Below are 20718 nucleotides of genomic sequence, written 5' to 3'. Positions count from 1 at the left end.
GGTCAGTCCTTCACAGGGGGCTGGTTAGTTGGAAGTCGTGGAGACGGCGAGGAAGTGTTCCGCGACGTCGAGCATGCGGTTGGCGAAGCCCCATTCGTTGTCGAACCAGGCCAGCAGGTTGACCAGGCGCGGGCCGGACACGCGCGTCTGGCTGCCGTCGACGATGGCCGAATGGGCGTCGTGGTTGAAATCGCAGCTGGCGTGGGGCAGCTCGGTGTAGGCCAGCAGCCCCTTGAGCGGGCCGCTTTCGGCGGCCTGGCGCAGCACGCGATTGATCTCATCGGCGGAGGTATCGCGGGCGGTCTGCAGGGTGATGTCCAGGCACGAAACGTTGACCGTCGGCACGCGGATGGCCTTGGCCTGGATGCGCCCGGCCAGCTCCGGCAGCAGGCGCTCGATACCGCGGGCCAGGCCGGTGGAAACAGGGATCACCGACTGGAAGGCCGAGCGTGTGCGGCGCAGGTCTTCGTGGTGATAGGCGTCGATTACCGGCTGGTCGTTCATCGCGGAGTGGATGGTGGTGATGGAGACGTACTCCAGACCCACCGCCTCGTTGAGAAGTTTCAACAGTGGCACGCCGCAGTTGGTGGTGCAGGAGGCATTTGAGACCAGGGTCTCGCGGCCGCTCAGCTGCTGCTGGTTGACCCCGTAGACGATGGTGGCGTCGATGTCCGCCTCGCTGGCCATCGGCTGGGAGAACAGCACCCGCGGCGCGCCAGCCGCCAGAAAGCGCTCGGCATCGGCGCGGCTGTGGTAGACGCCGGAACACTCCAGCACCAGGTCGATGTCCAGGGCAGCCCAGTCGATGGCCTCCGGCGTGGCCTGGCGCAGCACCTTCACGCAGTCGCCATTGATGTGCAGGCAGTCGCCGTCGACCCGCACCTCGCCGGGGAAGCGGCCATGGGTGGAGTCGAAGCGGGTCAGGTATTCGATGCTGGCCTGGTCGGCCAGGTCGTTCAGCGCAACGATCTCGAAACCGGCCGCCGCGCCGCGCTCATGCAAGGCGCGCAGCACGCAACGACCGATGCGGCCGTATCCGTTGAGGGCGACTTTATAGGGGCGTCTGGCCATGGCGGTTCTCGGCGCGGCCCCCTCGTGCGAGGGGGCCGGGCACATCAGGCGTCGAGCAGCTCTTCGGCGGTTTCCAGGATGTTGGCGACGGTGAAGCCGAACTCCTCGAACAGCGCCGGCGCCGGGGCGGACTCACCGAAGGTGGTCATGCCGATGATGCGACCTTCCAGGCCCACGTACTTGTACCAGTAGTCCGCGTGCGAGGCCTCAATGGCGATGCGCGCGCCGACCTGCAGCGGCAGCACGGCCTGCTTGTAGGCGGCGTCCTGCTGGTCGAACACGGAGGTCGACGGCATGGACACCACGCGCACCTTGCGGCCCTGCTCGGTCAGCTTGTCGAAGGCCTGTACGGCCAGACCGACTTCCGAGCCGGTGGCGATCAGGATCAGTTCCGGCTCGCCGGCACAGTCCTTCAGCACGTAGGCGCCACGGGCGATGTCGGCGACCTGCTGGCCGTCGCGCGCCTGGTGCGGCAGGTTCTGGCGGCTGAAGATCAGCGCGGACGGGCCGTCGTTGCGCTCGATGGCGTACTTCCAGGCCACGGCGGACTCCACGGCGTCGGCCGGGCGCCAGGTGTCGAGGTTCGGCGTGCCACGCAGGCTGGCCAGCTGCTCGATCGGCTGGTGGGTCGGGCCGTCTTCGCCCAGACCGATAGAGTCGTGGGTGAACACATAGAGCACACGCTGCTTCATCAGCGCGGACATGCGCACGGCGTTGCGTGCGTATTCCATGAAGATCAGGAAGGTCGCGCCGTACGGGATGAAGCCGCCGTGCAGGGCGATGCCGTTCATGATGGCGCTCATGCCGAACTCGCGCACACCGTAGAACAGGTAGTTGCCAGCGGCGTCAGTGGACTCCACGCCCTTGCAGCCTTTCCACAGGGTCAGGTTGGAACCGGCCAGGTCGGCGGAGCCGCCGAGGAACTCCGGCAGCAGCGGGCCGAAGGCGTTCAGCGCGTTCTGGCTGGCTTTGCGGCTGGCAATGGTCTCGCCCTTGGCGGCGACTTCCTGGACGTAGGCGGCGGACTTCTCGGCGAAGTCGGCCGGCAGCTCGCCAGCCAGGCGGCGCTTGAGCTCGGCAGCCAGTTCCGGGTGAGCGGCGGCGTAGGCGGCGAATTTGTCGTTCCAGGCTGCTTCGCGGGCGGCACCGGCTTCCTTGGCGTCCCACTCGGCGTAGATTTCCGAAGGAATCTCGAACGGACCGTGGTTCCAGTTCAGCGCAGCGCGGGTGGCGGCGATCTCGTCGTTGCCCAGCGGGGCGCCGTGGCACTCTTCCTTGCCGCCCTTGTTCGGCGAACCGAAGCCGATCACGGTCTTGCAGCAGATCAGGGTCGGGCGGTCGCTGGACTTGCGCGCGGTCTCGATGGCGGTCTTGATCTCGTCGGCGTCATGGCCGTCGACGTTGCGGATCACTTGCCAGCCATAGGCCTCGAAGCGCGCCGGGGTGTCGTCGGTGAACCAGCCGTGCACTTCGCCGTCGATGGAGATGCCGTTGTCGTCGTAGAAGGCGATCAGCTTGCCCAGGCCCAGGGTGCCGGCCAGCGAACAGACTTCATGGCTGATGCCTTCCATCATGCAGCCGTCGCCGAGGAAGGCGTAGGTGAAGTGGTCGACCACCTCATGGCCCGGACGGTTGAACTGGGCGCCCAGCACTTTCTCGGCGATGGCGAAGCCGACGGCGTTGGCGATGCCCTGGCCCAGCGGGCCGGTGGTGGTCTCGACGCCCGGGGTGTAGCCGTACTCCGGGTGGCCCGGGGTGCGGCTGTGCAGCTGGCGGAACTGCTTGAGGTCGTCGATGCCCAGGTCGTAGCCGGTCAGGTGCAGCAGCGAGTAGATCAGCATCGAGCCGTGGCCGTTGGACAGCACGAAGCGGTCGCGGTCGGCCCAGTTCGGGTTGCTCGGGTTGTGCTGCAGGAAATCGCGCCACAGGACTTCGGCGATGTCCGCCATGCCCATGGGGGCACCGGGGTGGCCGCTGTTGGCTTTCTGCACAGCATCCATGCTGAGGGCACGAATGGCATTGGCACGCTCACGACGGCTGGGCATCGCTGAATCTCCTGCGGGGGCTACTTCTAGAAGAAGGGGGCGGTAAAAAGGCGCGTATTTTCGCCCAGCCGGGTGCTCAGGGGCAATGACAGATGGTCGAACGCCCGCGCAGATCGGCGAAAAGCGTGCCGAAACGCCGCCTCAGTCCGCCGTGAATACCCCATGGGCCGGTGCATTCGGCCCGCTCAGGCAGGGCGCTTCGAACAGCTCGCCATGCCATACGCCGCGCAAAGTGCGCTGCAGCACCAGCAGCCAGACCGCCGCCAGCTGCACCGTCAGGATCAGGCCGACCAGGGCGAAGAAGCGCAGCTCGGTCAGGCGTTCCAGCTCGAAGGTGGCCAGGGTGAACACCCCCAGCGGGAAGGTGAAGCCCCACCAGCCCAGGTTGAAGGGCATGTTGTCGCGGATGTAGTGGCGGGTGAAGAAGATCGCCGTGACCAGCCACCACAGCCCCGCGCCCCACAATGCCAGGCCACCGACCAGGCTCAGGCCGCTGGCCACCTCGGCGGCGCCGGCCATGGCGGTGCCGGCGAAGGCGGCCGGTGCATCCTGACCCATGGTCAGCAGCCCCAGACAACCGGTGGCCAGCGGGCCGAGCGGCAGCCAGCTGGTGGCGGCGAAGTCGGTGTCCGGCAGCTTGTGCAGGGCCAGGCGCAGCAGCACCAGGGTGATCAGCGAGAAGGCCAGGGACAGCGACATGCCCCACAGCACGAAACCGATCGACAGCATCAGCCGCGCGGCCGCCGGGTCGAGGTAGGGCGCCAGGCCGCCGGCGGCACCAGCCGCTACCTCGGGGGCGACGATGGGCAGCAGCCACACGGCGGTCATCTTCTCCAGCGCGTGGCTCTGCCGGGTGAACATCAGGTAGGGCACCAGCAGCGCGCTGCCCAGCGCCATGGCCGCATCCAGCCACCAGAGCACATGGGCCAGCGCATAGACGCCCTCGCCCCAACGCGCAGGACCGAACTGCACCAGCCCGCCGATCAGCATGGCCAGGCCCATGGGGATCGCGCCCAGGAACATGGACTGCACCGGGTGCAGCAGCATCGGCCAGACCGTATCGCGGTGCAGCAGCACGCGGGCCAGGAACAGCAGGCTGAACAGGGCGAACAACAAAACGCCGAACAACCACAGCGCCTCGGCCAGGGCCATCTGCCCCGGTAGGGTCCACGGCAGGTGAGCGACCACCAGGGCCAGCACGCCAGTGCCCATGGTCATGGCGAACCAGTTGGGGGTGAAGTGACGAACGAAGGCCCAGGGCTCGGGCAGACGGGTAAAGGGGCGCGGCATGGGGATTCCAAAGGCAGACAAGCGAGGCGCCAAGGCTAGGCAAGCGCTTGCCATATGAAAAATACATATTCAGCATGATCTGCATGCCTTCTATTTATGTACGAGCACCATGAATCTGCATCACCTCAAGGTCTTTCTCGCCGTCGCCGAGGCCGGCAGCATCAGCGCCGGCGCCCAGCGCCTGCATATCAGCCAGCCAGCGGTGACCCGCGAGATCCGCGACCTGGAAGCCAGCCTCGGCCTGGCCCTGTTCGATCGCCACCCGCGCGGAGTGAGGCCGACCGAAGGCGGCCAGCGCCTGCTGCAGTTCGCCGAACGCATCTTCGCCCTGGAACAGGCCGCCGAGCGCGACCTGCGCGACTACGCCAACCTCAGCCACGGCGAGTTGTACCTGGGCGCCAGCGCCACTCTCGGCGCCTATCTGCTGCCGCCACTGCTCAACCGTTTCCGCCGCGTGCATCCGCAGGTGTTCGTCGACCTGCGGGTGAGCAACACCCACGAAGTCACCCAGCAGCTGGATGACGGCAGCATCGCCCTGGGCTTTGTCGAAGGCCCTTTCGCCCAGGAGGACTATGCCTGTCACCGCCTGGCCCGTGACCAGTTGCTGCCCGTGGTCGGCCCTGCCCACCCACTGGCCGGGCGCCGCGGCCTGCATGGGCGCGACCTGCAGGAGCATGACCTGTACTTGCGCGAGCCCGGCTCCGGCGCCCGCGCCAGCATCGAGCAGGCCTATGCACAGCACGGCCTGCAGGCCGAAGCACGCATGGCCATCGGCGGCACCGAGGCACTCAAACGCCTGATCGCCGGCGGCCATGGCATCGCCTGGCTGTCGCAGCTGGTGGTCGAGGACGAGTTGGCCGATGGTCGCCTGGTGCGCCTGGACGTGCGCGACCTGCAGATCGAGCGTGAGCTGCACATGCTGTGGCGCAAGGACAGCCAGCTGAGCCCTGCCCCGGCGGCCTTCCTCGCCATGGTGACAGGCAATATCAAAACTTTTTGATATTGCTGTTGCTGGATGAAAAGTGAGCGACTAGACTGCCGCCTCTATGAACATGCGCGTGCCTCAGCTCCTTTTCGAGCCAGCCGATGAGCTCGCCGCCCTGTGCAAGGCCGGCGGCGATCCGCTGCGCCTGAACGTGCTGCGCGCGCTGGCCAACGACTCATTCGGCGTACTGGAGCTGGCGCAGATCTTCGCCATCGGCCAATCGGGCATGAGCCACCACCTCAAGGTGCTGGCCCAGGCCGGCCTGGTGGCCACCCGACGCGAAGGCAATGCGGTGTTCTACCGCCGCGCCCTGCCCCAGGGTGAGCTGCTCGGCGGCGCTCTGCATGCCGCGCTGCTGCAGGAGGTCGAAGAGCTGCAGCTGCCGGCCGACGTGCAGCAGCGCATCGCTGCCGTACACGCCCAGCGCGCCGCCGCCAGTCGCGACTTCTTCGCCAAGACGGCGGACAAGTTCCAGGCCCAGCAGGACCTGATCGCCGGCCTGCCGCAGTACCGCGACAGCGTGCTGGCCCTGCTCGATGCGCTGAATTTCGCGCCGGGCAGCACGGCACTGGAAGTCGGTCCCGGCGACGGCGGCTTCCTCCCCGAGCTGGCGCGCCGCTTCGGCAAGGTAGTGGCCCTGGACAACAGCACGGCGATGCTGGAGCTGGCCCGCCAGCGCTGCGACAAAGAACAACTGGGCAACGTCGAGCTACAGCTCGCCGATGCCCTGAACGACGAGATAGGCGCCGCCGACTGCGTGGTGGTGAACATGGTCCTGCACCATTTCGCCGCCCCGGCCGAGGCGCTGAAACAGCTGGCCCGCCTGGTGAAGAACGGCGGCAGCCTGCTGGTGACCGAGTTGTGCAGCCATGACCAGAGTTGGGCCAGGACGGCCTGCGGCGATCTCTGGCTCGGCTTCGAACAGGAAGATCTGGCCCGCTGGGCCGATGCCGCGGGGCTCACGCCCGGCGAGAGCCTCTATGTGGGCCTCAAGAACGGCTTTCAGATTCAGGTACGGCACTTCGCCAAGCCGGATGCGAAGCAAAACCAGGAATGAATAGGATTTTGAAATGAGCGAATACTCCCTGTTTACCTCCGAGTCCGTGTCCGAAGGCCATCCGGACAAGATCGCCGACCAGATTTCCGATGCCGTCCTCGACGCCATCATCGCCCAGGACAAACACGCCCGCGTGGCCGTGGAAACCCTGGTCAAGACCGGCGTTGCCATCGTCGCCGGCGAAGTCACCACCAGCGCCTGGGTCGACCTCGAGCAGATCGTCCGCGACGTCATCTGCGACATCGGCTACACCAGCTCCGATGTCGGCTTCGACGGCGCCACCTGCGGCGTGATGAACATCATTGGCAAGCAGTCCCCGGACATCAACCAGGGTGTCGACCGCGCCAAGCCGGAAGACCAGGGTGCCGGCGACCAGGGCCTGATGTTCGGCTACGCCAGCAACGAAACCGACGTGCTGATGCCGGCCCCGATCCGCTTCTCCCACGCCCTGGTCGAGCGCCAGGCCGAAGCGCGCAAGTCCGGCCTGCTGACCTGGCTGCGACCGGACGCCAAGTCCCAGGTCACCTGCCAGTACGAGAACGGCAAAGTGGTCGGCATCGACGCCGTGGTGCTGTCCACCCAGCACAACCCGGAAGTGTCGCTGGCCGACCTGCGTGAAGGCGTGATGGAGCTGATCATCAAGCACGCCCTGCCGGCCGAACTGCTGCACAAGGACACCCAGTTCCACATCAACCCGACCGGCAACTTCGTGATCGGCGGCCCGGTGGGCGACTGCGGCCTGACCGGCCGCAAGATCATCGTCGACAGCTATGGCGGCATGGCCCGTCACGGCGGCGGCGCCTTCTCCGGCAAAGACCCATCCAAGGTCGACCGTTCGGCTGCCTACGCCGGCCGTTACGTGGCCAAGAACATCGTCGCCGCCGGCCTGGCCGACCGCTGCGAGATCCAGGTGTCCTACGCCATCGGCGTGGCCCAGCCGACCTCCATCTCGATCAACACCTTCGGCACCCACAAGATCGCCGAAGACAAGATCATCAAGCTGGTACGCGAAGTGTTCGACCTGCGTCCGTACGCCATCACCAAGATGCTCGACCTGCTGCACCCGATGTACCAGGAGACTGCCGCCTACGGTCACTTCGGCCGTACCCCGCAGCAGAAGACCGTCGGCGACGACACCTTCAGCACCTTCACCTGGGAGAAGACCGACAAGGTCGCCGACCTGCGCGCCGCTGCCGGCCTGTAAGGTTTCCCAGCCATGCAAAAAGCCCCGCCTAGTGCGGGGCTTTTTGTTGGCGCTCGGAAACTCAAGGAAACCGAAGCCGCTGCCGGCAACGCGCAGGCGCTTGCAGCGGACAGCAGCTAGTCTCCTCCCGATTCCCCGAGAGCAAGGATGCTCGCCATGCGCCATTGGATCGCACCACCACTGCTGCTGTTCGCCTGCACGGCACAAGCCACACCCTGCCCCGACTGGCCCGCCACCCAGGCAGCCGAAGAAATCATTGCCCTCGAGCGGCGCCTCGCCGAATGGGACCGGGCCTACCACGTCGATGGCCAGGCGCAGATCGACGACGAACTCTATGACCAGAGCCGCGCCCGCCTCGACCAGTGGCACGCCTGCTTTCCCCAGCATGCCGCCGAGCCCGCCGAAGCACTGCGAGGTGCCGGCGGCCCGGTTGCGCACCCGGTCGCCCAGACCGGCCTGGCCAAGCTGCGCGACGAAGCGGCCGTACGTTCTTGGATGGCCGGGCGCGACGATCTGTGGATTCAGCCCAAGGTCGACGGCGTGGCCGTCACCCTGCTCTACCACCATGGCCGATTGCAGCAGGCGATCAGCCGTGGTGACGGCCGCAGCGGCCAGGACTGGACCGCCCGCGCGCGCCTGATCGAGGCCATTCCTCGGCAGTTGCCACGACAAGACGAACTGATCCTGCAGGGCGAGCTGTACTGGCGCACCCCCGCTCATGTGCAGCAGCGCGATGGCGGCAACGGCCTGCGCGGCAAGGCCGCCGGCGCCATGGCGCGCGGCACGCTGGATGCCGTGCGGGCGGCGCAGATCGGCCTGTTCGTGTGGGACTGGCCCAATGGCCCGGCCGGCATGAACGAACGCCTGCAGGGGCTGCGCGAGATGGGCTTCGGCGACAGCATCAAGCTGACCCAGCCCGTACACTCCGCGGCAGAGGCCAGTCAGTGGCGCGAGCGCTGGTACCGCGCCGAACTGCCCTTCGCCAGCGACGGCGTGGTACTGCGCCAGGGCCGGCGGCCGAGCGGCGAGCGCTGGATCGCCGAGCCACCGAGCGGGGCCGCCGCCTGGAAATACCCGCCGCGCCAGGCGCTGGCGCAAGTGCGTGCCGTGCAGTTTCAGATCGGCCGCACCGGGCGCATCACCCCGCTGCTGCAGCTGCAACCGGTCGAGCTGGATGGCCGCCGGGTGAGCCGCGTCGGCCTCGGCTCGCTGCAACGCTGGCAGGACTTGGATATCCGCCCCGGCGATCAGGTGGCGGTCGCCCTGGCCGGCCTGACCATTCCGCGACTGGACGGCGTGGTCTGGCGCAGCCAGCAGCGCGGCACGCTGGCCGTTCCCGATCCCGCCGCCCACCATCCCTTTAGCTGCTGGCGCCCCACACCTGGTTGCGAGAGCCAGTTCGCCGCGCGCCAGCAATGGTTGAGCGGCGAGCAGGGCCTGGCGCTGCCCGGCGTTGGCGCCGGCACCTGGGAAAAACTACGTCTGCAGGGGCTGCTGGACTGGCTGGAACTGCAGGAGAGCGAACTGGCCAAGCGCCCCGGCTTTGGCCAGCGCAGCGCCGCAAACCTGCATGGCAGCTTCGCCAGTGCCCGGCAACGCTCGTTCCCACAGTGGCTGCGCGCCCTGGGCCTGCCACCCAGCGGCTCGGCGCCGCTGCAGGGTGACTGGGCGACATTGGCCGCCCGCGATGCTGAGGACTGGGACGCCTACGGCGGCATCGGCCCGAGCCGCGCCGCGCAGCTGGAAGCCTTCTTCCGTCACCCGGAAGTACTGCGTCTGCGCGAGCAGCTGCAGCGCGCCGGAGTGGCCGGTTTCTAGTAGATGCGGAACTCTTCGTGGCAGGCCTTGCAGGCGGCCTCGACCTTGGCCACCGGCGCGCCCAGCGCCTCGGCGCGCAACGGTTTGACCTGAGCCTGGCTGCGCAGCTCGGCGGTGGCCACTTCCAGCTCGCGGGCCAGCTGCTGGAAACGCTCCTGGCGTTGCCAGACCTCGTCACGCGCATGGCTGTCGTCACCGGCCTCCTGCACCTGGGGGAAATGCTGCCAGGGCTGGCGCGACAGCTCGTCGAGCCTGACCGAGCCTTCGGCGAAACGCTGCTCGTTGAACGGCAGGCGCCCGCGCAGCATGCCGCCCAGGTCCTCGCTGGTGCGCAGCATGTCCTTGAACAGCGCCTGGCGCTTGCCCAGTGGCGAATCGGGATCGACCCGGTCGCAGGCAGCGAGCAGGGTACAGGCCAGCAGGGCGAGGAGAATTTTCGACTTCATCGTTACGACTGGATGGGAACGGAGGGCGACAGTATTGCCACTCTCCGTCCGGCGGCCAAGGGTTAGGATGCCGCAGCCTGCTCCGGGAAGCGGTCGCGGATGTAGCTGATCTGCGACTTGCCATGGGGCGCCGGCAGCCCTTCCGCATCCACATTGACGAACACCAGCTTGTCGATGGTCAGGATGCTCTTGCGGGTGATCTTGTTGCGCACCTCGCAACGCAGGGTCAGCGACGTGCGGCCGAACTCGGTGGCGGTGATGCCCAGTTCGATGATGTCGCCCTGGCGCGCCGAGCTGACGAAATTGATCTCGGAGATCAGCTTGGTCACCACCTTCTGGCTGTCGAGCTGGATGATGGCGTAGATCGCCGCCTCCTCGTCGATCCATTTCAGCAGGCTGCCGCCGAACAAGGTGCCGTTGGGGTTGAGGTCTTCGGGTTTCACCCATTTGCGCGTGTGGAATTTCATCGCCACTTCTCCTGTCTGGTCGGTCAGTTTCGAGCGACAGGATGAACCGCAGCGGCGCCGCTGTCCCGGCAAGGTTTTCAATCGGCCCGATAGCCCCTCAGAACCTGCTTACGGTCTTCTGGATTAGAGCCAGAGGGTGGCAAAAACGGCAGAGGAAGCGGAGTTTACGAGTGGTAAATGAGCATTCCGATGCCGTTTTTAACGCCGTATGGCCGCGAGCCAGGAGATCGTAAGCTGGTTCTCATGTGCGGAAGCGATCCAGGTGCTCGTTGAGCCGGCGCACCTCGGCCTGGATCTCCGCACTCGCCTCCACCACCCGGTCGGCATCGCCGTGACTGCGTTCGGCCAGGCCGGAGATATGCACGATGCGCTGGTCGATCTCCGCCGCCACCTGGCTCTGCTGCTCGGCGGCGGTAGCGATCTGCGCGTTCATCGCATTGATGCTGTCCACCGCGCCGACGATATGCCCGAGCACCGCCGTGGCCTCGCCGATGTGCTGCAGGTTCTGCCGCGCCATGCCCTCGCTCTGCTGCATCGCCAGCACCGCCTGGCGCGCACCGTCCTGCAGGCGCTGGATCATCGCCTGGATCTCGCCGGTGCTCTGCTGGGTGCGACTGGCCAGGGTGCGGACCTCGTCGGCGACCACCGCGAAGCCGCGCCCGGCCTCGCCGGCCCGCGCCGCCTCGATGGCCGCGTTGAGCGCCAGCAGGTTGGTCTGCTGGGCGATGCCGGTGATCACCTCCAGCACCTGACCGACACCGGCGGTCTCCGCCTCCAGCTGCTCGATCTGGCGCCCGCTGTGCTGCAGCTGGCCGGTCAGCGCCTCGATCAGTTCGGCACTGCGCCGCACGGCCTGCTGGCCGGAGCGGGCGTGACCGTCGGCGCCACGAGCCGAGTCGGCAGCGCCCACCGCGTGGCGCGCGACCTCGGCCACGGTGGCGCTCATCTCGTTCATCGCCGTGGCCACCTGGTCCAGATCCTCGTGCTGCTGGCGCACGTCCTCGCCCGCCGCACCGGCGGCGCTGGCCGCCTGATCGACATGCCGGCGGGTGCGCTCGCCGCTGTCCTTGACCTGCGCCAGCAGCGCGCGCACCTGCTCCTGCATGCGGTTGTAACCGGCGAAGATGCGACCGATCTCGTTGTCCGCCTGGCCGCCCTGCAGGGCGCCGGTGAAGTCGCCGGCGCCGACCCGGGTCAGCGCGTCCTCCACCGCGCGCAGGTCGCGCATCAGCGGGCTGAGGCCGAACTGCCGGCCGAGCACCACCAGGGCCAGGATTCCCAGCACGCAGGCGAAGGCCAGCCACATCTGCCGGCGCTGCGAGCTCTCGGCATGCGCGGCCATCAGCCCCACCGCCTGGTTCATCTCCTTGAGCAGGGTCAGCGAGGCCGATTCCAGCGCGCCCAGATCGGCGTCACCACCACCGGCGGCCTGCTCCAGGCGTGGGCGGAAGGCGCTCCACAGCTGGCCGACCTTGGCCATCTGCGCCTGGATCGCCGGAGCCTGGATCACGCTGATATTGCGCGCGGGGTTGCCGGCCAGCAGGTCACGGTGGGCCTGGTCGAACTGGGCGATGGTGGCATCCAGCGCCGTGCGCTGGCTGGCGCCCTGGCGCAGCAGCAGCGCCTCCTTGGTCATCTTCTGGCTGAGCATGCGCTGGGCGCCGGCCACGTTGATGGTCTCCGGCGACACCGACATGCTCAGGTATAGCGCCACCGAGGCGGTGACCGCGAGCACGAACATCAGCGCATAGGAGAACAGGAACTGCTGGCTGAGGGTGCGCATGCCCAGCATGCGCAGCAGGTTGTCGAAGAAACGGGTGGGCGACATGGCGATGACTCCGGGCAGAGCGGCAACCAAACCGGCTACCAATACCCGGGCCAAGCAAATTCATGGCCAGCGCCCGAGAGAGCCCTGTCCGGACGGTCAGGAGCACCATTTCGCACCAGAACCGTGCAGACACGGCCGCAAGCGCCCCATCGGATGACGACGGAAGACCTTGGGCAACGCGGTCAGGCTGGCTATAATCGCCGGGCTTCACGCGATCGGCTCAGTCCGCTCGTGCCCGCCACCTGTCCGAGGGGCGCTGCAGCAGACGAAAGACCCGTGTGGCTTTCACCTGTCAGGCTCGGATGGGGCGTTAACCATACGCATCAACGGCGCCCATTCGCAGACAACGAATGGAGTGCTATTGCATGGCTTTCAACGATTTCAAAGTCGCCGACATTTCACTGGCCGATTGGGGCCGCAAAGAGCTGATCATCGCCGAGTCGGAAATGCCGGCGCTGATGGGCCTGCGCCGCAAGTACGCCGGTGAGCAGCCGCTCAAGGGCGCCAAGATCATCGGCTGCATCCACATGACCATCCAGACCGGCGTGCTGATCGAGACCCTGATCGCGCTGGGTGCAGAGGTTCGCTGGTCGTCCTGCAACATCTTCTCGACCCAGGACCAGGCCGCTGCCGCCATCGCCGCAGCCGGTATCCCGGTATTCGCCTGGAAGGGCGAGACCGAGGAAGAGTACGAGTGGTGCATCGAGCAGACCATCCTCAAGGATGGCCAGCCGTGGGACGCCAACATGATCCTCGACGACGGCGGCGACCTGACCCAGATCATCCACGAGCGCTACCCGGCGATGCTGGACAAGATCCACGGCATCACCGAAGAGACCACCACCGGCGTGCATCGCCTGCTCGACATGCTCAAGGCCGGCACCCTGAAAGTCCCGGCGATCAACGTCAACGACTCGGTGACCAAGAGCAAGAACGACAACAAGTACGGCTGCCGTCACAGCCTGAACGACGCCATCAAGCGCGGCGTCGATCACCTGCTGTCCGGCAAGCAGGCCCTGGTCATCGGCTACGGCGACGTGGGCAAGGGCTCCGCCCAGTCCCTGCGCCAGGAAGGCATGATCGTCAAGGTTTCCGAGATCGACCCGATCTGCGCCATGCAGGCCTGCATGGACGGCTTCGAAGTCGCCTCGCCGTACCTCAACGGCGTCAACGATGGCACCGAGGCCAGCATCGACAAGGCTCTGCTGGGCAAGATCGACCTGATCGTCACCACCACCGGTAACGTCAACGTCTGCGACGCCAACATGCTCAAGGCCCTGAAGAAGCGCGCCGTGGTGTGCAACATCGGTCACTTCGACAACGAGATCGACACCGCCTTCATGCGCAAGAACTGGGCGTGGGAAGAGGTTAAACCACAGGTGCACAAGATCCACCGCACCGGCGCAGGCGCTTTCGACCCGCGCAACGAGGACTACCTGATCCTGCTGGCCGAAGGCCGCCTGGTGAATCTGGGCAACGCCACCGGCCACCCGAGCCGAATCATGGACGGCTCCTTCGCCAACCAGGTACTGGCGCAGATCCACCTGTACGGCGCCAAGTTCGCCAACCTGTCGGCCGCCGACAAGGCCGCCCGCCTGACCGTGGAAGTGCTGCCGAAGAAGCTGGACGAGGAAGTGGCCCTGGAGATGGTGCGCGGCTTCGGCGGCGTGGTCACCCAGCTGACCGCGAAGCAGGCCGAGTACATCGGCGTGACCGTCGAAGGCCCGTTCAAGCCGGACGCCTACCGCTACTGATGCACCGGGAAGGCGGGGCGGCAACGCCCCGCCTTCTTCGTGTCTGCAAGGACCAGATATATGTCGCAAGAACGTCGCTACAGTTTCGAGTTCTTTCCCACCAAGACCGACGCCGGCCACGAGAAGCTGATGGGCGTGGCCCGCCAGCTGGCCGGCTACAACCCGGACTTCTTCTCCTGCACCTACGGTGCCGGTGGCTCCACCCGCGATCGCACCCTCAACACCGTGCTGCAGCTGGATGGCGATGTCGGCGTGCCGACCGCGCCGCACCTGTCCTGCGTCGGTGACAGCAAGGACGAGCTGCGCAGCCTGCTCAGCCAGTACAAGAATTCCGGGATCAAGCGCATCGTCGCCCTGCGCGGCGATCTGCCATCGGGCATGGGCATGGCCAGCGGCGAGCTGCGCTACGCCAACGAGCTGGTGGAGTTCATCCGCGCCGAGACCGGTGATCACTTCCATATCGAAGTGGCCGCCTATCCGGAAGTGCACCCGCAGGCGCGCAGCTACGAGGACGACCTGCAGAACTTCGTGCGCAAGTGCCAGGCCGGTGCGAATAGCGCCATCACCCAGTATTTCTTCAGCGCCGACTGCTACTTCTACTTCGTAGAGCGCGTACGCAAGCTGGGCGTTGACCTGCCGATCGTGCCGGGCATCATGCCGATCACCAACTACAGCAAGCTGGCGCGCTTCTCCGACGCCTGCGGCGCCGAGATCCCACGCTGGATCCGCAAGCAGCTGGAAGCCTACGGCGACGATCTGGAGAGCATCCAGGCCTTCGGCGAGCAGGTGGTCAGCGAGATGTGCGAGCGCCTGCTGCAAGGTGGCGCGCCGGGCCTGCACTTCTATACCCTGAACCAGGCCGACGCCAGCCTGGCCATCTGGAACAACCTCAAGCTGCCCCGCTGAGGCGAGCGCGCCGCCGCAGCAACTTCGCGGCGGCGGCGCGATCTCATACCAGACACCCCCTGCGCGCCGCCATTCCGACGCGGGCGCGCGTCCGACACGGAAGCCTCGATGACTCTGGTACGCAACAAGATCAACGCCTCGGTTAGCCCCAAGGGCAGCCTCGAAACCCTCTCCCAGCGCGAAGTGCAGCAACTGCGCGAAACCGGCTCCGGCACCATCTACGCCCTGTTCCGCCAGTGTGCCCTGGCGATCCTCAACACCGGCTCGCACAGCGACAACGCCAAGACCATTCTCGAGGCCTACCCGGACTTCGAGGTGATCATCCACCAGCAGGATCGCGGCATCCGCCTGGAGCTGCGCAATGCTCCGGCCGACGCCTTCGTCGACGGCGAGATGATCGCCAGCACTCGCGAAATGCTGTTCAGCGCCCTGCGCGACATCGTCTACACCCAGAGCGAGCTGGAAAACCAGCGCATCGACTTCGAGAGCTCCCAGGGCATCACCGACTACGTCTTCCACCTGCTGCGCAACGCCCGCACCCTGCGCGCCGGCGTCGAGCCGCGGATGGCAGTGTGCTGGGGCGGTCACTCGATCAGCACCGAGGAATACAAGTACACCAAGCGCGTCGGCCACGAACTCGGTCTGCGCCGCCTGGACGTCTGCACCGGCTGCGGCCCGGGCGTGATGAAGGGGCCGATGAAGGGCGCCACCATCGCCCACGCCAAGCAGCGCATCGTCGGCGCCCGCTACCTGGGCCTGACCGAGCCCGGCATCATCGCCGCCGAGGCGCCCAACCCCATCGTCAACGAGCTGGTGATCCTGCCGGACATCGAGAAACGCCTGGAGGCCTTCGTCCGCGTCGGCCACGGCATCATCATTTTCCCCGGCGGGGTCGGCACGGCCGAGGAATTCCTCTACCTGCTGGGCATCCTCACCCACCCGGAGAACGCCGAGCTGCCCTTCCCGGTGATCCTCACCGGGCCGAAGAGCGCGTCGACCTACCTCAAGCAGCTGCACGAGTTCATCGGCGAGACCCTCGGCGAAGTGGCCCAGCAGCGCTACCAGATGATCATCAACGACCCGGCCGAAGTGGCCCGGCAGATGGCCGCCGGCATCCACGCCGTTGAGCAGTTCCGCCGCGAGCGCAACGATGCCTTCCACTTCAACTGGCTGCTGAAGATCGACGAAGGCTTCCAGCGCCCGTTCGAGCCGACCCACGCCAGCATGGCCGCGCTCAACCTGACCCGCGAGCAGCCGCTGCACGAGCTGGCCGCCAACCTGCGCCGCGCCTTCTCCGGCATCGTTGCCGGCAACGTCAAGGCCCACGGCATCCGCATGATCGAGGCGCACGGCCCGTACGAGATCAAGGGCGACCCGACCATCATGCGTCCGCTCGACCGCCTGCTGCAGGCCTTCGTCGAGCAGCACCGCATGAAGCTGCCGGGCGGCAGCGCCTATGTGCCCTGCTACCGGGTGGTCAGTTAGTCCCGTATTCGACCAATTGATCACTGTTGCGGCAGAGGCAATCCCGCTACTCTGGCGCAATGCCATTATTCCAGCGCCAGCTTTACGCCGCCGCATTATTGCTCTGCCTCGCCGTCACGGCGCGGGCGGAGCCGCTGCGCATCGTCACCGAGGCCTGGGCTCCCTACGTCTACGAGGTGAACGGTCAGCCGACCGGGCTCGATTACGAGATCAGCGCCGAAGTACTGCGCCGCCTGGGCGTGGAGGTCGAGTGGCAGTTCCTGCCGTGGAAGCGCTGCCTACTGGCGTTCGAGCAGGGCCAGGCCGACGGCATCCTCGACATCTTCCGCATCGCCGAGCGCGAGCCGCAGATGCTGTTCGTCGACGAGCCCTTGTCGGACGTCGAGTTCGTGCTGTTCTACGCGCGCCAGCGGCCCTACCCCTATCGCTCACTGGACGACCTGCGCGACCTGCTGATCGGCACCTCGCCCGGCTACTGGTACAACGACCAGGCCTTCCGCGACTCGCGCCTGTTCAGCCGCGAGGAGGCACCGAGCCACGAGGCCAACCTGGGCAAGCTGGTGCGCCAGCGCGTGGACCTGGTGGTCAACGACCGCCGCGCCGGCATGTATCTGGCCGCGCGCATGGGGCTTGGCGCGCAGCTCGGCTACAACCGCAAGGCCGTCGGTGAGGACCGCCTGTACCTGGCCCTGCGCCGCACGCCGGAACTGGCGGCCCTGGCCGAGCGCTTCGCCAGCGAACTGCGTCGCTTCAAGCGCGAGCCGGTCTATGCCCGTCTGCAGGCGCGCTATGCCGAGCCGGCTGATGCGCCGGTCGCCGCCAGGGATTGATCCAGGCCACGAAAATCAGGCGACGGGCAGCTAGCGGCGTAGCCATGTTGCTCTGTTATACTCCGGGCTCCCGCCAGGCTTGCGCCCGGATGCTCGGCAACCCATCGCCCAGCAGTACCGGACGGGATCGTTCAGCAAGAGCGATTCAAGCCAGGCAACTTCCCCAATGGGCCTTCGCCCCAATATGACAGGATGACTCATGTCCTTTGTTTCCCTCGGTCTCTCCGAGGCTTTAGCCAATGCGGTAGAAGCTGCCGGCTACACCCAACCCACTCCTGTGCAGCAGCGGGCCATTCCCGCCGTGTTGCAAGGCCGCGATCTGATGGTCGCCGCCCAGACGGGTACCGGTAAAACCGCGGGCTTCGCCCTGCCGATTCTGGAGCGCCTGTTCCCCAATGGCCATCCAGACCGCGAACACCGCCACGGTCCGAAACAACCCCGGGTCTTGGTACTGACGCCGACGCGCGAACTGGCCGCCCAGGTGCATGAAAGCTTCAAGGTGTATGCCCGCGACCTGAAATTCGTCAGCGCCTGCATCTTCGGCGGCGTCGGCATGAACCCGCAGGTGCAGGCCCTGGCCAAGGGCGTCGACGTCCTGGTCGCCTGCCCCGGTCGCCTGCTCGACCTGGTCAACCAGAAGGCCATCGACCTCTCCCACGTGGAGATCCTGGTGCTCGACGAAGCCGACCGCATGCTCGACATGGGCTTCATCCACGATGTGAAGAAGGTGCTGGCCAAGCTGCCGGCCCAGCGCCAGAACCTGCTGTTCTCGGCGACCTTCTCCAAGGACATCACCGACCTCGCCGGCAAGCTGCTGCACAACCCCGAACGCATCGAGGTCACGCCGCCGAACACCACGGTCGAGCGCATCGAGCAGCGCGTATTCCGCCTGCCGGCCAGCCACAAGCGCGCCCTGCTCGCCCACCTGGTGACCATCGGTGCCTGGGAACAGGTGCTGGTGTTCACCCGCACCAAGCACGGCGCCAACCGCCTGGCCGAATACCTGGACAAGCACGGTCTGCCGGCCGCCGCGATCCACGGCAACAAGAGCCAGAACGCCCGCACCAAGGCCCTGGCCGACTTCAAGGCCAACCAGGTACGCATCCTGGTCGCTACCGACATCGCCGCCCGCGGCCTGGACATCGACCAGTTGCCCCACGTGGTCAACTTCGAGCTACCCAATGTCGAGGAAGACTATGTGCACCGCATCGGCCGTACCGGCCGTGCCGGCCGCAGCGGCGAGGCCATCTCGCTGGTGGCGCCGGACGAGGAGAAGCTGCTCAAGGCCATCGAGCGCCTGACCAAGCAGCGCATCCCCGATGGCGACATGCAGGGCTTCGACCCGGCCACCGTCGAGGCGGAGAAGCCGGAAGTGCGAGGCCCGCGCCCCGAGCGCCAGCCGCGCGCCGACAAGCCGCGTCATGAAGCCAAGCACGAGCCCAAGGCCGCTGGCGAAGCCGGCGAAGGCCAGGGCAAGAAGCGCAAGCGTCGCCGCGGCAAGGGCAAGGGCGACGGCGAGCAGCAGCCAGGCCAGCAACAGGGCCAGCAGGCGCGTCAGCCACGTCAGCCGCAGGCGCAAGCGTCAGCTCCGGCGGCGCAACCCAATCGCGATCCGGAAGAGTTCCTCGACGACGAGTTCGACAACTTCGGCAACCGCGCCGACTACGTCCCGACCCAGCCGAAGCCGCAGGGACGCAATCCGCGTCGTGGCGGCGGCCAGGGTGGCGGTCAGGGCCAAGGTCAGCGCAGCCAGGGTGGCGGCCAGCAGGGCCAGCGCCAGGGCGGTGGCGCTCAGGGCGGCCAGCGTCAGGGCAAGCCTGCCGGGCAGCGCCAGGGTGGCGGCCAGGGCCAGAACCGTGGTCAGCGCCAGGGCGGTCAGCGCAGCCAGGGCGGCGGTCGTCGCGACGAGCCGCGCTACGAGCGCCAGGAGCCGGCCGTGCAGGACAGCCGCGCGACCAAGCAGCCGCTGATCATCCGCAAGGGTGAGCGCCTGCCGACCATGGAGCAGCTGGAAAGCCTGCAGGACAGCCGTCCGCGCAGCGAAAAGCCAGCGCTGCTGACGCGCAAGAGCGACGCGGCGGAGTAATCCTCGCGCCATGAAAAAGCCGGCCCTGGGGCCGGCTTTTTTGTGCCACCAGAAAGGTGGCGAGGATCGTGCGCGGTAGCCGCCTGGCCACCGCACAGCCAATCCTAGTTACTGGCGAACACCCTCGACGGACAGGATCAGCTCCACCTCCTGGGAAGCCGGGCCGAGGTCCTTCTGGATGTCGAAGTCCTTCAGCTTCACCTTGGTGCTGCCCTCGAAACCAGCGCGATAGCCGCCCCATGGGTCGCTGCCTTCGCCGATGAACTTGGCGGCGATCACCACCGGCTTGGTCACGCCGTTCAGGGTCAGGTTGCCGGTAATGTCGGCAGTGCCTTCGCCGGTGCTCTTGACCGAGGTGGACTCGAAGGTCGCGGTCGGGTTCTTGTCGACGTTGAGGAAGTCGCCGCTGCGCAGGTGCTTGTCACGCTCGGCGTGGTTGGAATCGACGCTGGCGGTGTTGATCTTGACGCTGACCTTGCTGGCTTCCGGCGCCTTGGCGTCGAAGCTGAAACTGCCGTCGAAGTCCTTGAAGGTGCCGTACAGCCAGCTGTAGCCCAGGTGGCTGATCTTGAAGTTGATGAAGGCGTGCTGGCCTTCCTTATCGATGGCGTAGTCGGCGGCCATGGCCTGGCCAGCGAATAGAGCAGCGCCCAGGGTCAGGGCGGCGAGGGATTGCTTGAGCATTAACAGTCTCCTTGTGGGTTACTTGCCGGTGCGACCGAACATGCGCACCAGGGTGGCGTCACGGTCAATGAAATGGTGCTTTAGGGCCGCCAGGGCATGCAGGCCGGCGAAGATCACCAGGGCCCAGGCGAGGTATTCGTGGACCACGCCGGCGATGTCGGCCTGGTCGGGAATGCTGGTCAGTGTGGCCGGCACTTCGAACAGGCCGAACACCGGGATGCCACGGCCATCGGCGGTGGAAATCAGGTAGCCGCTGAGCATCAGCACGAACAGCGCCAGGTAGAGGAAGGCGTGGCCGGCCTTGGAGGCCAGGCGGGTAACAGCGCCATGGTTGGCCGGGGCCGGCGGTGGTGGGCTGAGGAAGCGCCAGGCGACACGGGCGAGCATGACCACGAACAGGGTGATGCCGACGCTCTTGTGCAGATCGGGCGCCGTGCGGTACCAGCCGCTGTAGTAGTCCAGGCCGACCATCCACAGGCCGACGCCGAACAGACCGAACACCGCCAGGGCCACCAGCCAGTGCAGCGCGATGCTGACCAGGCCATAGGTGGAATTGGAGTTGCGCCACTGCATGAGATGTTTCCGTACCAGGGGATGAAGGACAGCCTAGCGGCAAACGCATCGAATAAAAGCGGAAATTTTCGCTTCGAAATATCGAGTAAACAGATAGTTGCGCACCGCCGAATTAGTCCGCGAGCACCTCGCCGGGTTCATCGCGGCGGCTCTGAGCGGCGCCTCTCCGAGGACGAACGGCGAGCGGCG

Annotated in this window: 16 protein-coding genes, 2 pseudogenes and 1 riboswitch; of the genes and pseudogenes, 9 read left to right on the top strand and 9 right to left on the bottom strand. The window is 66.7% G+C overall.

The features are described from left to right. Window positions 1-24: 24 nt before the first annotated feature. The 3 genes from epd to IB232_RS13665 all read right to left on the bottom strand — a co-directional run bounded on the left by epd (window position 25) and on the right by IB232_RS13665 (window position 4406). Window positions 25-1071, bottom strand: coding sequence for an erythrose-4-phosphate dehydrogenase (epd, locus tag IB232_RS13675; protein ID WP_192399170.1), 1047 nt, complete (start codon window positions 1069-1071; stop codon window positions 25-27). 44 nt (window positions 1072-1115) lie between these two features. After that, a complete protein-coding gene (gene tkt, locus IB232_RS13670; RefSeq protein WP_192399169.1) occupies window positions 1116-3116 on the bottom strand; it encodes a transketolase in 2001 nt (666 codons plus the stop codon). A gap of 141 nt (window positions 3117-3257) precedes the next feature. Next, entirely contained in the window at window positions 3258-4406 is a 1149-nt protein-coding gene (locus IB232_RS13665; RefSeq protein ID WP_192399168.1) for a TDT family transporter, read from the bottom strand. A 109-nt stretch (window positions 4407-4515) separates the two neighbouring features. Between IB232_RS13665 and IB232_RS13660 the strand changes: the two genes are divergently transcribed. The 4 genes from IB232_RS13660 (at window position 4516) to ligB (ending at window position 9470) form a co-directional block, all read left to right on the top strand. Then, complete coding sequence (locus tag IB232_RS13660) at window positions 4516-5406, top strand: LysR family transcriptional regulator (RefSeq protein ID WP_192399167.1); 891 nt, start codon at window positions 4516-4518, stop codon at window positions 5404-5406. Between the two features lie 46 nt (window positions 5407-5452). Then, the gene (locus tag IB232_RS13655) at window positions 5453-6448 is read left to right on the top strand and encodes an ArsR/SmtB family transcription factor (RefSeq protein ID WP_192399166.1); all 996 of its coding nucleotides are present in this window, start codon (window positions 5453-5455) and stop codon (window positions 6446-6448) included. Window positions 6449-6461: 13 nt separating this feature from the next. Next, the gene (gene metK / locus IB232_RS13650; RefSeq protein ID WP_192399165.1) at window positions 6462-7652 is read left to right on the top strand and encodes a methionine adenosyltransferase; all 1191 of its coding nucleotides are present in this window, start codon (window positions 6462-6464) and stop codon (window positions 7650-7652) included. Between the two features lie 156 nt (window positions 7653-7808). After that, window positions 7809-9470 carry an NAD-dependent DNA ligase LigB gene (gene ligB / locus IB232_RS13645; protein WP_192399164.1) on the top strand — a complete coding sequence of 554 codons (1662 nt, stop codon included), beginning with the start codon at window positions 7809-7811 and terminating at the stop codon, window positions 9468-9470. Here the strand turns inward: ligB and IB232_RS13640 are convergent. The 4 genes and pseudogenes from IB232_RS13640 to IB232_RS23950 form a co-directional block, all read right to left on the bottom strand. Then, a complete protein-coding gene (locus tag IB232_RS13640) occupies window positions 9467-9916 on the bottom strand; it encodes a c-type cytochrome (protein ID WP_192399163.1) in 450 nt (149 codons plus the stop codon). The two genes, ligB and IB232_RS13640, sit on opposite strands and share 4 nt — an antisense overlap. Before the next feature lie 62 nt (window positions 9917-9978). Further along, complete coding sequence (locus tag IB232_RS13635; protein ID WP_192399162.1) at window positions 9979-10383, bottom strand: acyl-CoA thioesterase; 405 nt, start codon at window positions 10381-10383, stop codon at window positions 9979-9981. 241 nt (window positions 10384-10624) lie between these two features. Continuing rightward, a pseudogene (locus IB232_RS23955) lies at window positions 10625-11221 on the bottom strand (methyl-accepting chemotaxis protein); the annotation flags it as partial. Window positions 11222-11482: 261 nt separating this feature from the next. Continuing rightward, window positions 11483-12079: pseudogene (locus IB232_RS23950) on the bottom strand (type IV pili methyl-accepting chemotaxis transducer N-terminal domain-containing protein); the annotation flags it as partial. A 374-nt stretch (window positions 12080-12453) separates the two neighbouring features. Continuing rightward, window positions 12454-12553: riboswitch (S-adenosyl-L-homocysteine riboswitch) on the top strand. A gap of 23 nt (window positions 12554-12576) precedes the next feature. Between IB232_RS23950 and ahcY the strand changes: the two are divergent. The 5 genes from ahcY to IB232_RS13600 all read left to right on the top strand — a co-directional run bounded on the left by ahcY (window position 12577) and on the right by IB232_RS13600 (window position 19272). After that, window positions 12577-13965 carry an adenosylhomocysteinase gene (gene ahcY / locus IB232_RS13620; protein ID WP_225592289.1) on the top strand — a complete coding sequence of 463 codons (1389 nt, stop codon included), beginning with the start codon at window positions 12577-12579 and terminating at the stop codon, window positions 13963-13965. Between the two features lie 60 nt (window positions 13966-14025). Further along, a complete protein-coding gene (gene metF / locus IB232_RS13615) occupies window positions 14026-14871 on the top strand; it encodes a methylenetetrahydrofolate reductase [NAD(P)H] (protein WP_192399159.1) in 846 nt (281 codons plus the stop codon). A gap of 108 nt (window positions 14872-14979) precedes the next feature. Continuing rightward, on the top strand, window positions 14980-16356 hold the full coding sequence (gene ppnN, locus IB232_RS13610) for a nucleotide 5'-monophosphate nucleosidase PpnN (protein ID WP_192399158.1): 1377 nt from the start codon (window positions 14980-14982) through the stop codon (window positions 16354-16356). A gap of 59 nt (window positions 16357-16415) precedes the next feature. Continuing rightward, window positions 16416-17186 carry a substrate-binding periplasmic protein gene (locus tag IB232_RS13605; RefSeq protein ID WP_192399157.1) on the top strand — a complete coding sequence of 257 codons (771 nt, stop codon included), beginning with the start codon at window positions 16416-16418 and terminating at the stop codon, window positions 17184-17186. A 199-nt stretch (window positions 17187-17385) separates the two neighbouring features. Then, the gene (locus IB232_RS13600; RefSeq protein WP_192399156.1) at window positions 17386-19272 is read left to right on the top strand and encodes a DEAD/DEAH box helicase; all 1887 of its coding nucleotides are present in this window, start codon (window positions 17386-17388) and stop codon (window positions 19270-19272) included. A 108-nt stretch (window positions 19273-19380) separates the two neighbouring features. On the opposite strand, the gene IB232_RS13595 is transcribed toward IB232_RS13600, so the two are convergent. Together IB232_RS13595 and IB232_RS13590 are read right to left on the bottom strand one after the other, a co-directional pair. Beyond that, on the bottom strand, window positions 19381-19956 hold the full coding sequence (locus IB232_RS13595; protein ID WP_192399155.1) for a YceI family protein: 576 nt from the start codon (window positions 19954-19956) through the stop codon (window positions 19381-19383). Window positions 19957-19974: 18 nt separating this feature from the next. After that, the gene (locus IB232_RS13590) at window positions 19975-20529 is read right to left on the bottom strand and encodes a cytochrome b (protein WP_192399154.1); all 555 of its coding nucleotides are present in this window, start codon (window positions 20527-20529) and stop codon (window positions 19975-19977) included. Window positions 20530-20718: the final 189 nt, after the last annotated feature.

The sequence above is a fragment of the Pseudomonas sp. PDM15 genome (assembly GCF_014851565.1).
Lineage (GTDB): Bacteria > Pseudomonadota > Gammaproteobacteria > Pseudomonadales > Pseudomonadaceae > Aquipseudomonas.
Note: the sequence above shows the minus strand (reverse complement) of the source record. Positions and strands in the feature narration are given on the sequence as shown.